The 16005-nt window shown below is 48.1% G+C and carries 12 protein-coding genes; 2 read left to right on the top strand and 10 right to left on the bottom strand.

Going from position 1 to position 16005, the window contains the following annotated elements; all coding sequences use genetic code 11:
* Window positions 1-66: 66 nt before the first annotated feature.
* The 4 genes from H6F66_RS26760 to H6F66_RS26745 all read right to left on the bottom strand — a co-directional run bounded on the left by H6F66_RS26760 (window position 67) and on the right by H6F66_RS26745 (window position 5588).
* A complete protein-coding gene (locus H6F66_RS26760) occupies window positions 67-849 on the bottom strand; it encodes an ABC transporter ATP-binding protein (protein WP_190428102.1) in 783 nt (260 codons plus the stop codon).
* A 131-nt stretch (window positions 850-980) separates the two neighbouring features.
* Window positions 981-2105: a magnesium chelatase ATPase subunit I gene (gene bchI / locus H6F66_RS26755; RefSeq protein WP_190428100.1), complete on the bottom strand. Its 1125-nt coding sequence runs from the start codon at window positions 2103-2105 to the stop codon at window positions 981-983.
* Between the two features lie 335 nt (window positions 2106-2440).
* Window positions 2441-4906 carry a CHASE2 domain-containing serine/threonine-protein kinase gene (locus H6F66_RS26750; protein ID WP_190428098.1) on the bottom strand — a complete coding sequence of 822 codons (2466 nt, stop codon included), beginning with the start codon at window positions 4904-4906 and terminating at the stop codon, window positions 2441-2443.
* A gap of 274 nt (window positions 4907-5180) precedes the next feature.
* Window positions 5181-5588 (bottom strand): GFA family protein, encoded by a 408-nt coding sequence (locus tag H6F66_RS26745; protein WP_190428133.1) that lies wholly within the window; start codon window positions 5586-5588, stop codon window positions 5181-5183.
* Between the two features lie 327 nt (window positions 5589-5915).
* On the opposite strand from H6F66_RS26745, the gene H6F66_RS26740 reads away from it, so the two are divergent.
* Window positions 5916-6575, top strand: a complete 660-nt coding sequence (locus H6F66_RS26740; protein ID WP_190428096.1) for a heterocyst differentiation related protein — start codon at window positions 5916-5918, stop codon at window positions 6573-6575.
* Between the two features lie 31 nt (window positions 6576-6606).
* Here the strand turns inward: H6F66_RS26740 and H6F66_RS26735 are convergent, their stop codons facing one another.
* The 6 genes from H6F66_RS26735 to H6F66_RS26710 all read right to left on the bottom strand — a co-directional run bounded on the left by H6F66_RS26735 (window position 6607) and on the right by H6F66_RS26710 (window position 14153).
* A complete protein-coding gene (locus H6F66_RS26735) occupies window positions 6607-8952 on the bottom strand; it encodes a response regulator (RefSeq protein ID WP_190428094.1) in 2346 nt (781 codons plus the stop codon).
* On the bottom strand, window positions 8945-11107 hold the full coding sequence (locus H6F66_RS26730; RefSeq protein WP_190428093.1) for an ATP-binding protein: 2163 nt from the start codon (window positions 11105-11107) through the stop codon (window positions 8945-8947). The genes H6F66_RS26735 and H6F66_RS26730 overlap by 8 nt, the downstream gene beginning before the upstream one ends.
* Window positions 11108-11432: 325 nt before the next feature.
* Window positions 11433-12464: an ATP-binding SpoIIE family protein phosphatase gene (locus tag H6F66_RS26725; protein WP_190428091.1), complete on the bottom strand. Its 1032-nt coding sequence runs from the start codon at window positions 12462-12464 to the stop codon at window positions 11433-11435.
* Window positions 12465-12468: 4 nt separating this feature from the next.
* Window positions 12469-12849 carry an anti-sigma regulatory factor gene (locus H6F66_RS26720; protein ID WP_242019077.1) on the bottom strand — a complete coding sequence of 127 codons (381 nt, stop codon included), beginning with the start codon at window positions 12847-12849 and terminating at the stop codon, window positions 12469-12471.
* A 4-nt stretch (window positions 12850-12853) separates the two neighbouring features.
* The gene (locus H6F66_RS26715) at window positions 12854-13270 is read right to left on the bottom strand and encodes an STAS domain-containing protein (RefSeq protein ID WP_190428087.1); all 417 of its coding nucleotides are present in this window, start codon (window positions 13268-13270) and stop codon (window positions 12854-12856) included.
* Between the two features lie 16 nt (window positions 13271-13286).
* Window positions 13287-14153 carry an STAS domain-containing protein gene (locus tag H6F66_RS26710; RefSeq protein ID WP_190428131.1) on the bottom strand — a complete coding sequence of 289 codons (867 nt, stop codon included), beginning with the start codon at window positions 14151-14153 and terminating at the stop codon, window positions 13287-13289.
* Between the two features lie 838 nt (window positions 14154-14991).
* On the opposite strand from H6F66_RS26710, the gene gap reads away from it, so the two are divergent.
* Entirely contained in the window at window positions 14992-15990 is a 999-nt protein-coding gene (gene gap, locus H6F66_RS26705; RefSeq protein ID WP_190428130.1) for a type I glyceraldehyde-3-phosphate dehydrogenase, read from the top strand.
* Window positions 15991-16005: the final 15 nt, after the last annotated feature.

Raw genomic sequence — 16005 nt, 5'->3', positions numbered from 1 at the left:
AAAAATGCAAAACTAAAGATTAAAAAACCAGATTTTTAATTTTTAATTTTTAATTTTTAATTGATTTTAGCCGACAACATGAATGGGTCCGGTTACACTGGCGCTAAAAAATTGTCGCACCAGAGGATCATCTGTAGTGTCAATCTCACTAGTTGCACCTGACCACTGTATCTGTCCTTGATAAAGAAACACAATTCGGTCAGAGGTGCGGCGAATGGTACTATCTTGGTGCGTCACCATCACGTAACTGCCGCAACCGCCTTGCTGACGTTGCAACTGCCGGACTAAATCTTCTATCACCGTGGAGGCGATGGGGTCAAGTCCAGCGGTAGGCTCATCATACAGTAAAACTTCTGGCGTGTCCTGGGAGCTGTCTGGATTGGACATTATAGCACGAGCGAAACTGACTCGCTTCCGCATCCCGCCGGAAAGTTGGGAGGGGTAGCGATCGCTCATTCCCCCCAACCCGACCATCTCCAACTTTTCCTCTACCAGTTCTCGTATCCGCCGATACCCTAGTTTAGAATGCTCAAACAGCAGAAAGCCGACATTTTCTTCCACTGTCAAGGAGTCAAACAAAGCCGCCTGCTGGAACACCATGCCAATGTTTATCGGATCTTCAGCATCTTCAATTAAACCCTGACGACGCTTTCCCTGGACATAAATCTCGCCAGCATCGGGAGCCAGCAGTCCGGCAATAATTCGTAAAATCGTCGATTTCCCAGTTCCAGAGGGGCCAATAATTGCCAGCGCATCACCCTGATAAATCGTCAGATTAACCTGATCTAGGATGACACTGCTGCCAAAAGATTTAGAAATTCCCTTTAGTTCAATTAGCGGTTCAGACATACAGGATTGGGGGCTAGGGACTGAGGACTGGGGACTGGGGAGTAGGGACTACTGGCTAGGGACTAGATAAGACTTTTTCCCAATTCCCAATTTCCTAATTCCCAATTCCCAACCCCCAATCCCCAATCCCATTACCTTACGCCCTGACGGACTCCGTTCGATGTAGCCGTGCCAGTTTCTTCTGAGGACATCTCCAGTCCGAAGACACGCCCGAAGACCTTTTCTACCTTGTAGCCGGAATCAATCGACTCTAAGGGGTCTTTGCGGAGACGGTGGCGTAGACAAAGGGCAATGACGCGGCGGATGTCGTCTACAGTGGCTTCGGTGCGTCCTTCCAAGGCTGCGATCGCTTTGGCGGCCCTGTTGGTCACGATGTCACCCCGCAGACCATCCACATCCAATTCTGAGCAAACAGAGGAAATGTTTACCCGCAGTTCGTACTCCATCTTGACCGAGGGTAGTAACTCTTGGGCGCTGACTAGCTTTTGTTGCAACTCTTGTTGCTTGTCCTGATACTTTTCGAGAAACTGCTGCGGATTTTGGTCAAACTCGGCTCGTTGCTCTACAATTTCCACTCGCAACGCTGGTTCTTTCACCGTGCGGATTTCAGCGTGCATTCCGAAACGGTCGAGCAATTGGGGGCGCAGTTCGCCTTCTTCCGGGTTGCCGGAACCCACCAACACAAACCGGGCAGGGTGGCGAATCGAAATGCCTTCCCGTTCTACGGTGTTCCAGCCACTAGCTGCTGAGTCTAATAGCACATCTACCAGGTGGTCGTCAAGTAAGTTGACTTCATCCACGTAGAGAATACCCCGGTTAGCTTTAGCGAGGAGTCCGGGTTCAAAGGCTCTGACTCCTTGGGATAAAGCTTTTTCGATGTCGATGGTGCCGCAAACGCGGTCTTCTGTGGCACCAAGGGGCAGGTCAACCATCTGGACTTTTTTCTTGGCGACGGGTATTTCCTGTTGCTGTGCAACCAGGTCGCGCACGGTGTCGCTCATCACGTCGGGGTCGTTGGGATCGCTATTGAAGGGGTCATCAGCAACGACTTCGATTTCGGGCAATAGGTCAGCCAACGCCCGGATGGTGGTGGATTTGCCAGTGCCGCGATCGCCCATAATCATCACACCGCCGATTTTGGGGTCAATTACATTCAGCAGCAAAGCCAGTTTCATCTCTTCCTGACCGACGATCGCAGTGAAAGGAAAAACCGCACGGCTTGCTCTTTTTTCAGGCGCTGAGGCAGTCGGACTCACAGAATTTTTACTCCGGGCTTGTTATTGACAGACTTTCATTGTGCCACTTTTATCCCTTAAAAATTCTAATTCACAACTTAAAAATGTAATCATTTTTAAGTATGGGGTGCTAATCCCCTAGCTCCCTCTTCTACCCAGCCCCCAATTCCCAATCCCTTTTTAACTAGGGCTTACGCACGTCAACACGCTGTAGGGGCATGGCATTGCCATGCCCCTACGACAGAATCAGGCATTCACTAATTAACTGCGTAAGTCCTGTTAACTATGGAGTGGTCATCCCCCAGCTCCCTCTACTACCCAGCCCCCAATTCCCAATCCCCAATCCCCAATCCCCCTCATCTCGGCACCCCTGAAGAGGTACTTCTAATTTCTGGCTCCGCACTTGTGAGTCCCAAATCTTGTCTGGGCATGACCGACTGTTGTAAAGTGCCAGAATCTTTTAGGCGTTTCAAATCGTTTAGCACCTCTAAAGTTGTCTGGTAGCGGTCGAGGAAGTGGTAACGCACCATTTTATCGATGATGTTGGCAAATTCCTCCTGAACTGAGGCGAAATCGCGCCAGATGACGTTGCAGGTTTCGTCACTAGAAAGCTTTTGGGGAGATATGCCTGTCAGCGCCTCAATGCCAATTATGCCAACGGCGTAGATATCGCTACTGAAGTTTGGCTTACCTTTGTATTGCTCAGGCGGCGTGTAACCTTTCGTACCAATGGCAACGGTGAGATTTTCCTGTTCGTTAGGGTTTTGGGGTTGCATTTGTTTAACCGCCCCAAAGTCAATCAAAAACAGTTTATTGTCTTTTTCGCGGCGGATAATGTTACTGGGTTTGATATCCCGGTGGATTACGTAGTTTTCATGGATAAAAGCCAAAGTTTCTAGAATCCCGTACAGGATTTCAGCTACTTGTGCTTCTGGTAGGCGCTTGTCTACTGGTAATTCGTCGCTCAGCGGATGACCTTTGACAAATTCTTCAACTAAGTAAAATTCTTGGTTTTCTTCAAAATAAGCTAATAATTGGGGAATCTGAGGATGATGACCTAACTGTTCTAGAATTTCCGCTTCTGTGTGAAACAGTCGTCTTGCCAGTTGCAAAAATTTTTCATCACGATGAGCAGGCATCAAGTGCTTAATCACGCACAGGGGATTACCAGGTCGCTTGATATCTTCTGCTAGATAGGTGTGACCAAAACCGCCGGAAGCTAAACCCCGAACGGTTTTGTAGCGTCCTGCTAGTAGGGAACCACCCCGGCGATCGCCTATTTGTCCGGCTAAGGACAATGGTAAGAGAGGCCGCTTTGATTGCTCGTTGTGCAGATCGGCGGCTTTGGTAGTCGCGTCTGGGTTGTCTTCCCAGACCGCAGTTGAACTATCATCTGTGGCCGAAGATTGTTCAGGAGCGATCGCTGTTGAATCATCATCCTTTCGCGCCCAAGATTGTTCAGGAGCGATCGCACCTGTCGCTAAAGTCTCCTGCCGTTTTTCTTTCAGCAGTGCTTGCATCTCCAGCAAATTATTCTGCTGTTCCCGAACCAAAAGCGCAATTTTTTTATGCTCTTTCTCGGCTTGGTGAGTATTGTAAGCCATCACCCCAGCACCAGTCATCACCAAAGCCAAGGCTGGCGGCACCACTGGCACCCATCCCGCCTGAGTAAACAGAAGCCAGCACGTTCCAGACAAAACCGCTAAGCACGCGCCTTCTGCTAGTGCCAGATGCCCTGGATGCCGCAGCCGAAATGCCACCAGTCCGCCGACTACAGACCAACCTACTACCCAAAGTGCTTCTCCCCACTCAGCCCAGAACCAAAATTGAGGACGCCCATCTAGACTAGCGCTGAGAATCTGACTTACCAGCTGGGCATGAATCACAACTCCGGGCATTTTGCGGTTTCCCGTCACTCCAGCGCTGTAAGGAGTATAAAAAGCATCATCAACACTGGCGGCGGTGACACCGATGAGAACGATGCGGTCTTTTACCAAGTTTTCGTCAACCTGACCGTTGAGAACTTGGGACATTGTGACTTGCTTTGCTGGATATTTGGGGGCGCGGTAATTTAGCAGGATTTGATAACCGCGTGTATCTTCCCGTATATACCCTCCATCATTGGCTTGTAGCGGTTTGAATACGGCATTTTTTATTTTGAGATAACCTTCCTCACTGTCTGTTGGTTCAATTCCTTCTTTTTCCAAGTAACGTTGTACCAGCTGGAACCCAAAGGAGTTAGGGTTAGGACAAGGCTTGTGAGCGGATGGAGAGACAAATAACAAACCCCGGCGGATAATGCCATCAGAATCAGTTTTCCCTATATCGGCAAAGCCAGCGCGGTCATTGGCAATCTTGGGCGGTGGTGGTGTGCCGGGGGTTTCCGCGTCTTTGACTGCACACACCGGAACGATGCGGCGATCGCTACTCATTAGCTTGGAGAATGCCGCATGACCCGGTTCTACGGGCAAATCGCGATAAATATCTAGCCCGATAGCACGCGGATTTTTTGAAAGCAATTTTGTCAACAACCGCTGCATTACGCCATCAGTTATTGGGTAATTTTTGTAAGTTTGGATGTCCGCTTCCGTGACAGCCACTACCAACAGGCGAGGGTCTGGTTTTTCCTCTGGTAGCAGCCGCACCATTTGGTCATAAGCACCCAGTTCTAAGGTTTCCAGCAGGCCCTGCTGCCGCAACCCCACCACAAAGATACTGACTGCCACACTCACTAGAACTGTTGGTAGCCTCCATACTGAGGCACCTGTGCGTACCAGACGCGATCGCATTCCACTGAAATTCGGCTTTGAGAGCTGAGCCATTACATAAATGTCAGGTTATAAGATTAGAAGCCAAGGAAGATTGCCAGTCTAAAACGTTCCCTACCCTTAAAGAACCGCTACGGTGTAAGAACTTGCTAATTTTTCTCACCGCTACAGCTGTTGGGTAAGAGCTTGCCTACAGCCACTTCCAGCCTTCAACAGCTTCTTTGAACCAATGCCCCTGACCATGCTTGCATTTTAGTACCCGCCGTTGGCAGAATTAATCTACCATTTAGCTTGATTTTAATTTTTTTTTGAAATATTTGCCGATTTATCACTCGGTTTTGGATGTCTCAGAGCGAATCTTATGTACGTTTTCCTCCCAATTCATCCCATCAAAAGGAACGATGTGAAAGCGAGACAAGACATCACCATCCAAACAGCGCACGTTGACATCAATCGAATCGGGATGGGAGCGGGGGCGATAAAATGGGTGAATCCCACAAATACGACAGAAAGTGTGCTTGGCAATACCAGTGTTGAAGGTATAGGTTGTCAAAACCTCTGCACCAGACAGTAAGGTAAAATGCTCCGGTGGCACAATCAAATGTAAAAAACCCTTCTTTCTACAGATGGAGCAGTTGCAATCATCTGCGTTATGCTCGTCCACTATGACGCGAAAGCGCACTGCGCCACAGTGACAGCCGCCTTCATAAGTAACCAGTTCTTCTGATGCGCTCATTTCGCAGAATCTTGGGCTAAATGGCGGTGGTTTGGATGCCGATGGTAGACCCCAAGACATGATAACCGCCTAGTGTGGCAAGCATAGCACTGATGAGTATCTAGGTGGGCAAAAGCCCAGGTAAAAAAATTTGAAATAGATACCTAAAATATTCTGGTGCATGAATGTATTAGAAGTATTCATAAAAGATATGATGTGTTAACAAATTGCTCAATACCCCCTATACTCAGTTGCGGTGTTCAACGCGAGTAAAGTCGGGTTAAAGTGAGGTTGGTCAGAGTGCGTCAGTTCTGTGTGTGGTTAAGTTGCAGTTAAGAAGCAAGAACGATGAGTGATAAAAGTATGGCATTTCTGGCCGGGGCTGCCTTCGCTGGAATTGCGGCTATCGTCTTGCTGAAGACAGGAGGTAGTGCAGGCCAAACTAACCTATCCGCTTATACTGCGGTGCCACCGCCGCCGCTTGGTCAGCCTTCGATGACGGGGCAGCTGCCGCCTCCTCCTCCTGCTGCTAGCGCGATCGCACCGCAGGATCAGACTCAATCTTCTTCCTATTGTCTACGACAGCAGAACGACACAGAGCGGCTCAGAGATCAGCTGGAACAGCAGCGGAATGAAACTGAGCAGATGAAACTTCAACTGCGGAATCAGCAGACGCTTATCGAGGCTCTGACAACGCAGGCAAAAACAAATGTGCTGGGGGGACAGGTGAACTCAGCGACTTTGGCAACCGCTGGGCAGCCGAATAATCAAATTCTTTCCGGTGTACTCTGGGCATTCGGAGGCATCGTTTTAACTTTGTTTGGTGGCATTGTCGTTGCCGGAATTTTTGTTGTGTTCTCGCAACAGCAGCGTCATTCCCGGACAGTGCAAGTGATTCATCCGATTCCTACTCATCCGCCAAGTGTCACTCAAAGAAGGCGTTCTGAGTTTCTGCCGCCTCGGTTGGAAAGCAGACGAGATGACCCAATAGATTATGACAGGTATTAGTCAAGGGTTAATGACAATTAGCAATTAGCAATTAGCACCGAATTCCACTTCTCCCAGCGAGGTTTGCGACTACCGCAGCTAACTCGGCTGGTTCCACAGGCTTAGGTAAATGTATCTGAAAACCGGACATAAGCGATCGCGTCCGATCCTCAGCCCTAGCGTATGCTGTTAGTGCAGCAGCTGGAATCAGTCCCCCTTGCTCTGGCGATAGCGCTCGTACCTTGCTGATCAATGTATAGCCGTCTTCTTCAGGCATCCCGATATCGCTCACTAAAACATCTGGCTTTGACTGTTTAATCAGCTCCATTGCCTCGCTCACCGATGCAGCTGCTTTTACTTGGGCTTTGCACTCTTCGAGTACCGTAGTCAGAAACAGGCGAGTATCAGCATTGTCATCGACCACAAGTACCTTTACCCCATCCAGCGACGGCGGATCGAACGATACTCCACTTTCAACAGATGCTGGCTGTACCCGCTCCGCATTGCTTGTCTCCATACGGACAGGCATAACGGGAAGTTTGACAATAAATGTCGCTCCCTTTCCCGCGCCTTCGCTGTGGGCGCGAACTGTTCCACCGTGCAGTTCTACCAAGTTGCGGACAATGGCTAAACCTAGTCCGAGTCCGCTGTATTGCCTAGTGATAGAGCTATCAGCTTGACGGAACCGCTCAAAGACATAAGGCACAAAGTCGGGGTTGATGCCTTCTCCGCTATCGCTGATTGTAATCTCCACATGAGAGTTAATCCGTTCCAGGCTAACCTGAACAGTCCCTTCCTTGGGCGTAAACTTAATCGCATTAGATACCAGGTTCCAGATTACCTGCTGCAAACGGTCTGAGTCGCCTGCAACTGGCCCGGCTGCCGGGTCGAGTATGCTTTGCAGCCGGATTGCCTTAGCCTCAGCCGCTGGGCGGACGGTATCAAGAGCCGCCTCAATGACAGTAGACAGTTCCACTGGGCGGACACTCAAGCGGAGTTTGCCTTGAATAATGCGGGAGACATCCAGCAAATCCTCAACCAGTTGTGCTTGCGCTCTGGCAGACCGTTCAATTGTCTCCATAGCTCTAGCAGTAGTTGCTTCGTCAAACTTTCGAGTATTGAGTAGTCGCAGCCACCCTAGCATCGCATTTAGTGGCGATCGCAATTCGTGGGAAAGTGTCGCCAAAAATTCGTCCTTCATCCGGTTGGCTGCTTCGGCGGCGGCGCGTGCTTCCTGTTCCGAGGCGAGTAGCTGGGCGCGTTCGTCCTCAGCTTGCTTGCGTTCGGTGAAGTCGCGCATGATTTTGACAAAGCCTCGCAATCCAGTTTCATCTTTTAAGGGGGTTACGAAGCCACTTGCCCAGAAACGGCTGCCGTCTTGGCGAATGTGCCAGCGCTCATCCTCAGCCCGACCTTCCGTTGCTGCTGAGTGGAGTTCCTTTCTGTCCTCGCCGCGCTCCAGGTCTTCTAGTGTAAAGATAATTGAAGAATGTTGTCCCAGGATCTCTGCTTCCTGATAGCCTAAAATGCTTTCTGCCCCAGCGCTCCAACGGACAACACGCCCCTCTGTGTCGAGAAAGAAAATTGCGTAATCCTTCACATTGTCTAACAACAGGCGGAACCGCTCTTCGCTTTCCTGCTGTGCTTCTTCGGCAAACTTGCGATCGCTAATGTCAGCTACTATGTAAACGGCACCTGTGAAAGCTTTGCTCTGGTCAAATATCGGCTCTGCGGTGATGGCAAACCAGCGCGTACCGTTCTTTAGCTCTCTGCTTTCGCGACGCTGAGTTTCCTGAATGCTAGAAAAGGGACACACCTCGATAGAACTCAGTATTTTTTGTAGGAGTTCCTGGTGAAAGCTACCCTCAATGTCGCTGAAGGGTTTCTCTAAAAGCTGACACATGGCGCTGTTACATCTCAGGACTTTTCCTTCGGCATCGAGTAAACAAACACTGTCGCTCATTGCATCAAAGGTAGTCTGCCACTCCTTCGCTAAACCCAGCGCCGATTCCTCAGCTTCTCGGATGCGGAGCAGCGCTTTGACAGTGGCAATCAATTCTATTGGCTCTACAGGTTGGGCTAGGTAGGCATCTGCACCACCTTCTAATCCCTGTGCTTTGTCTTTGCTATTGACAAAACTAGCGGATAAATGTAATACGGGAATAAAGGACGTAACAGGGTTTTCCTTAATCCGGCGGCACACCTCAAACCCATCGATATCTGGAAGCTTCACGTCAAGGATAATTAAGTCGGGTTGTTGTTCAACCATTCGCAGACCAGCTTCGCCTGTTGCTGCTTCCTTCACCAGAAATCCGGCTTGTTTTAGCATCCGGCTGACGACATAGCGGTTAGTTTCGTTGTCGTCTACGTGCAGAATAGTTATAACGCTATCATCCATGATTTTTTTCTCCAGGTTCCAGCACTAGCCCAGCTTTAAGCAGTGCTTCCCGACTTCGGGCGATCGCATCTTTCCGCGATGGATCTTTAGAGAGAATCGCTACCGTCCTGCGGGCAAGATCCCTTTTTTCCTCTTCTTCTAGGACTTTTGATGTATTAATAATTACCGGTATATTGCTAGTAGCGCGATCGCTTTTTAGAAGTTCTATCACCTCAAATCCGTTCATATGTGGCATTGCCAGATCCAGAAAAATGCAATCCGGATTTTCTTCTCCCGCTAAGCGGATACCTTCGCGTCCATTTTCGGCTTCAAGGATTGTAAAATTAGTATAAGCTAATAATTGCTTTAGTAAATATCGGGATACTTGGTCATCGTCAATTATCAAAATTTTCTGTTGTCTCTTTGTATTAATAAGTTTATTAAAGTTATCCAATAGTAATAATCGCTCTACTGGTTTGACAAAAAACGCATCTGCTCCCAATTCTAGCGCTTTTTTATCGTTATTGATAACGGTAATGACGAGCAGGGGGATATCCCGCGTTGCTTCATTTTGTTTCATTTCTGAAATCAAATTCCAGGTATTTTGCTCTTTTAGTAATATGTCAGATATTACCGCGACAGGTTTAAACATCTCAAGAGCAAGTTGGGCTTCTTGGAGCGATCGCGCCTGAATAAGCTGATAATTTGAACCCTGGAAATACTTCTCGTAAGTAAAGAATGTCTCGTCGTTGTCCTCTATTACGAGTACAGGCAAACGAGACTGATCTAACTGCCAGTTTACATCTGGCACCACTGCCCCAAACTCGGAATTATTGTAGCTAATCGGTATGGTAGCAAAGAACGTTGAACCCTTCCCTAGCTCACTTGTTAAAGAAACATTTCCGCCTAGCAATTCGGTTAAATGCCGTGATAGAGAAAGTCCAAGTCCTGTGCCTTTAACCCGCTTTTGAAAAGCGGAATCTACCTGGACAAATTCCTCAAAAATTCGCTTTTTATCCTCCGGTGCAATGCCAATTCCGGTATCAACCACCGAAAAAACTACCGTTCTACCAACCAATTTGGCAGCAATGCGAACTTCACCTTTTTCTGTATATTTGATTGCATTAGAAATAAAATTTCTCAGAATTTGAGCAACTTTGCCTTCATCAGTGTAGAGTGTGGGAATACCAACGGGTTCTTCAAAAATCAGAGAAATTGAAGAATTATAGGCGAGAAGAGGACGCAGCATACCTCTTAAAGCGCCGAAAAGCTCGCTTACCTCAAACTCATTCGGATGAATAACAATTTTTCCCGCCTCAATCTTTGCCAGATCCAAAAGGTCGTTAACTAACTCCAAAAGGCCTTCACCTGATTGGCGGATAAACTTTACTTGCTTTTCTTGCTCATCTGTCAATTCCCCATCCATCCGATCTAGCAGTAGGCGGGACAGAGACAAAATAGAGTTTAGCGGTGTGCGAAACTCGTGACTCATATTCGAGAGAAAGCGAGTTTTAAGTTCATTAGCGCGCTGTAAAGAATCAGCTTTTTCGTCTAATTCTGCATATAGTGCCACAACACCGCGATTAGTATCCTCTAGCTCACGATTGAGCTGAGCTAGCTCGGCTTGACGTTTTTCTAGTTCTTCTAGAGTGCGAAGCAGTTCTTGGTTTTGCTGCTGAATTTCCGAATAAGGATTTTCAGGCGATCGCATTATCAACTCATTAGCAATCTCAGCCAAACGTTTTGTGGTGACTATAGGACTGCGTTTAGGCAAATTTTTCCCCATCACCACCACTGTTCCTTGCTCAGGGGTTGAGTCAATGCGGAACTGATCCATCAGTCGTTTGCTGCCAATAATGCCTAATCCCATTCCCGTATTCGACGCATATTTTCCCTCTAGAATAGTCTTGAGATTAGGGATACCCCGCCCTTGGTCACGAATGGAAACCATGAATATTTGAGGTGATTCGCCTTCCACCCAAAATTGAATTTTTCCACCCTTTGCATATTGAAAAGCGTTGCGGGCAATTTCAGAAACAGCAGTAGCAATGCGCGCCCGATCTTGAGAGTCAAAACCCAACAACTCCGTAATCTGGCGCACCCGCTGACGTGTCAAAACGACATCTTGTTCAAAGCGTATTTCTATAGTGAGGATAGTTATCTCTTCCTTAGCCATAGGTTATTTATTAATAGATATAGCAATCCTAAATCATTTATAAAACCTTCTGTCTCTCTTCTTTCTCTCTTCGCTCGTCTTTCTTCCTTCTTTCCCTTCCTCCCTTGCTCTAAGCGCTAACGCGCAGGCTCCGCCAACGCCTCTTTACGGTTGAGCAATTCTTACAACCCGTGTAAAGATTGTTATATAGCAATCTTTGCACGGGTTGTGCGCCAGCCCTTCCGATGCCCGACTTCTCTAAGAAGTCGGGCATCTCGCCTTCACGAATCATTTAGGACTGCTATAGTTCTTCCGTAGGACTACCATCTTGCCTACCCTAGAGTTATTAATAATTTTCCCGTGCGACCAGTACCGTGACATCATCGCGGTGTCGGGTAAAATCCCGGTATAGAACTCCAGCAAGCAGGCTGGGATGTTTTGCGACTAAACCAGGATAACGATCTAAACGCCACTGCGTACCTAAACCGTCGGAGTGCATTATCAAAATCCCCCCTTTAGACCACTGATAAACAAACTCCTGAATTTTGCGAACCTCATGCCCGACAGTGCCGTTATGGGAAACCATACTGTAGGAACGGGCTAGTCCTATCTCTTGGTTGGGAGAAAGAACTGAGGCAGAAATGTTGCCCACTCCAGCAAAATGAACTGCTTGTTTTTCAAAGTTTACTTCAGCGATCGCCATTGCTGCTCCCCGTGTACTTCGCAAAGCTGCATGAGCTGCTTCAATAATTTCTTTAGGACTTTGACAGACATTCTCTCGAAATATCCTCACCGCTTCTAACGACGCTTCGGCGGCTAGAGGGCCGTGACCTAAACCATCTGCAACTAATAACAGAGTGCGATCGCCACAGCGATCTATTGCCCAAGCATCACCCGAAACCTCCTCACCTATTTTGGGCAAGCACACTACACCTATATCTATATCTATATTGCTGCGTAGCGGCAATTCTTGGTTAGGACTAGCCCAGAGTTGGCTTAATAAGGCTGTCCCGACACTGGGAACAGAGTGAATATCAAAAACAGTGGAGAGGCGAGCGATCGCGCCTAAGCCATTTCCCGCAGTTCCCGCCGTAGAATAGCCATCGCGCAAACACTCGCTGATATTGCTCATCCCTGGCCCTTTGTCCAGCGCTAGGATTTCGATCCCCACGATGTTGTTTTTTTCCACAGCTTGGAGCAGCAACTGACCGTCGGTAGCGTGACGAACCAGGTTATTTGCCATCTCGGTGACAACAATGCCTACCTTCCCTCGTTCTGTTTCGTTGAAACCGAGACTACTAGCGAGGGATAAAGCCATCCGTCGCGCTTCACCAGCCTGACTAAACTCTAAGATGGGCAAGCCGACTGGATCTCTCATATAGTTACTTCCACTTGGTTATTGTGATGCAGGTGCCTTCGCCGACATGGGAAACAATATTAAATTCGTTCACCAGCCGCTTTGTACCGCTTAAGCCCATACCGAGTCCACCTCCGGTGGTGAAGCCGTCTTTTAGGGCTAGATCGATGTTTGGAATCCCTGGCCCCGAATCTTCAAAAGTCAAACGCAGACCACGACGAATTCCTTCATCTAATGCTTCTAGTTTGACTGTCCCGCCACCGCCATAGTCCAAGGTGTTGCGTGCTAATTCGCTCGCTGCTGTGACGATTTTAGTCTGGTCTATCAGGCTAAAACCCAGTTCTACGGCAAACTGACGCACGGCTTGCCGTACTAGCACAACATCTGCCGAAGTGTTGATGCTCATGGTTTCATGCTTGTGCATCACCATCCAGAAACCCCCTTGGAGTGGAGACGCGATAGCCGCTGTCTCTACGTAGCGATCGCTGCAAAAGAGTCATTCCCTTCTCAACATTTAAGGCTGTGCGAACACCTGTTAAGGAAAGTCCCAACTCTACTAAAGTGATGGCGACTGCTGGCTGCATTCCTACGACAACCGTTTGTGCATCTAGCACCTGCGACATCTTGGCAATGTTTCCCAGTATCCGCCCAATAAAGGAATCAACTATTTCCAATGCTGAGATATCGATCAGGACACCACGAGCATTTGTCTGGGTAATCCGGTTTGTCAGATCGTCCTGCAAGGTCATCGCTAGGCGATCGTGCATATCCACCTGAATAGTGACTAGGAGGAATTCGCCCATCTGAAGAATGGGGATGCGTTCCATTACAACTCCTTGCTTATTAAGTGGGTGTCTGGGAGCGAACGAACGCCACCCCCGTTCGCTTTAAGGCTAGAGCAAAGGCATCGGCTAAGGTAGCTTTGGTAATTACATCAGCCAGATCCACGCCCAGGTAGACGATGGTTTGAGCGATTTGGGGACGAATACCGCTGATGATGCAATCAGCACCCATCAGTCGAGCAGCTGTTACTGTTTTTAGTAGGTGCTGCGCTGTCAGGGTATCTACGGTTGGCACTCCGGTAATATCGATGATGGCAACTTCTGCACCCGTTTCGACAATTTTGTTTAGTAGAGATTCCATGACAATCTGAGTGCGGGCGCTGTCGAGGGTGCCAATAATGGGCAATGCTAAAATCCCTTCCCACAGTTTTACGACTGGCGTTGAGAGTTCCATCAATTCCTCTTGCTGGCGGAGGATTACCTCTTGGCGGGCTTTGTGATAGCTTTCCGTCGTCCAGAGTCCTAGCTTATCTAGGAGGTTAGTGGCACACCAAATCTCATCTATAAGTGTCTCGACATCCTGTGCTAGTTCCTGGCGCAAGCGGCTGAATAAAGGCTGCTTAAAGGAAAGAACAAAGATGGCGGTTTCTGATGGGGTGAAGCCTTTATTCGATCGCGATCGCGAAATCGAAGCCAGCAAATCCCGCACGCCACGCCACTGAGACGTTTGGATGTCGGTTAAGTTACCTGCCTGTACTGCATTTGTAAACAAGTCAAGGAATTCTTTGCACTCTTCGCGCAGTTCTGTCTCCCTGAGCAAGTCTTTACGGATACCAGCAGCTAGTTGCTCGTTTAGCCACTCTGTCAACAGTTGGGCTTCGTAATTTTTGAGAATTGCCGGAATTTTGCTTTTGCCGTTCAAGTTCATTTCAACGCCTCCCGCCGCTGACTGGGTTAAAAAAAGTGCAGTATTTAGGCTTTTAGGATAACTAGCATTGATTGGAGCTGTTGACCAGGAGGCGCTTGGGGTGAGTTGTTGCAAAAAGCTGCATACACTTGACACCAGTAGCTAACTGTTCAGTCTGCGGTAGTTTCTAAAAGGCTATTTAGCCAGCATTTTATTATACGACTTAGGTTAGACAAATGGACTAGGCATCACTATTATCTTTGCACTCACGCGATCGCGCTTCATTGCTCGTCGTGGTGTGGATGGCGGGACGGGAACCTTGAGTTCCCAATTTTTGCCAGCTGAAATCTCAGGAGTTGTAAAGAGCGATCGCTGGCTCAGAAATTGTTCATATCATCCCAAAATCTTGAATCGTTCTTTAGCCACCCAGTCAAATAAACTGACATATTGCGTCCCTATTCTGATAGATATTTTGTATATTATTCCCGAAATTAAGATTAATTGTTTATTAATTTCTCAATGGTTGAGTACAACTTAAACATTCCCTAAAAGTGGCAAATATTACAGCAGCAAATGGGATGAAAGAGTTAACTAATTTGTAAGTAGATGGACAAAGGTAAACATCATAAAAACCTAACCCCCAACCCAAACCTCTCCTTTTAGGAGGAAGCCCAATAAATCTTTTTTTGCAAGGAGGGGGCTGATTTTGGCTCCCCGCACCTTGCACCTGATGAGTTGGGAAGGCAGCGCCTTGCAGGGGTTCTCCCATTGTGGCGACTGGAGTGGAGAGGTTAGATAGTTCGGTTCACCTACCCAACTGCTAATTGATTCTAAAAAAATTGTTGTTAAGGGGGAGATACTGATGAAACGTGTAGCCATCAATGGTTTTGGCAGAATTGGAAGAGCCTTCTTCCGCATTGCTGCTTCTAAAGGCGATCTGGAAGTTGTAGCCATCAACGACGTTGCCTTAAAATCAGACCAAGCAGCATATTTACTGCAATACGACTCCGTATATCGACGCTTCGAGAGCGAGGTGGGATATGACGATAAAAGTCTGATAATTGGCGACAAGCGAATTAACCTACTAGCTGAACGAGATCCCGCCGCCCTTCCCTGGAAAGAATTGGAAGTTGATGTCGTCATCGAGTCTACTGGGATCTTCCGCACAGCAGAAAAAGCCGGAATGCACTTAGAAGCGGGAGCGAAAAAGGTAATTATCAGCGCCCCTGCTAAAGGTGCAGTTCCTACGTTCGTGTTTGGGGTAAATCACGAAAAATATGATGCTGAGCGAGACAATATCATTTCAGCTGCCTCTTGTACCACCAATTGCTTATCCCCCATCGCCAAAATTTTAAATGATGAATTTGGCATTGAGAAGGCGCTGATGACTACGGTACACGCTTATACTGCCGACCAGCGTTTAGTAGATACTGGACATCCTGAAGAGTGGGCGCGGGGACGCGGCGCAGCGCAGAATATTGTCCCCACGACTACTGGCGCAGCAGTTGCAGTGGCGTTGGTGTTGCCGGAATTGAAAGGAAAACTTGATGGTATGGCTTTGCGCGTCCCAACCGCGACTGGTTCAGTCACAGACTTGAGTGCAGTATTGGAAAAATCGGTGACGGTGGAGGAAGTTAACGACGCTTTACGCAAGTATGCCAGCGATTCCATGCAGTCAATTCTCAAGGTGAGTGAGGTGCCTTTGGTGTCTTCCGACTGCGTGGGCGATCCTAGTTCGGCTATTGTGAATTTACCTTCGACTAGCGTCCTTGCCGATAACTTCGTTAAGGTACTGGCATATTACGACAACGAGTGGGGATACACTAACCGCTTAGTAGATTTGACTAGCTACGTGTAGGTAAGAGGCTGGAGC

The sequence above is a fragment of the Trichocoleus sp. FACHB-6 genome (assembly GCF_014695815.1).
GTDB classification, from domain to species: Bacteria; Cyanobacteriota; Cyanobacteriia; order Cyanobacteriales; family FACHB-T130; genus Funiculus; species Funiculus sociatus.
This window is presented reverse-complemented; position numbering and strand designations above follow the sequence as displayed.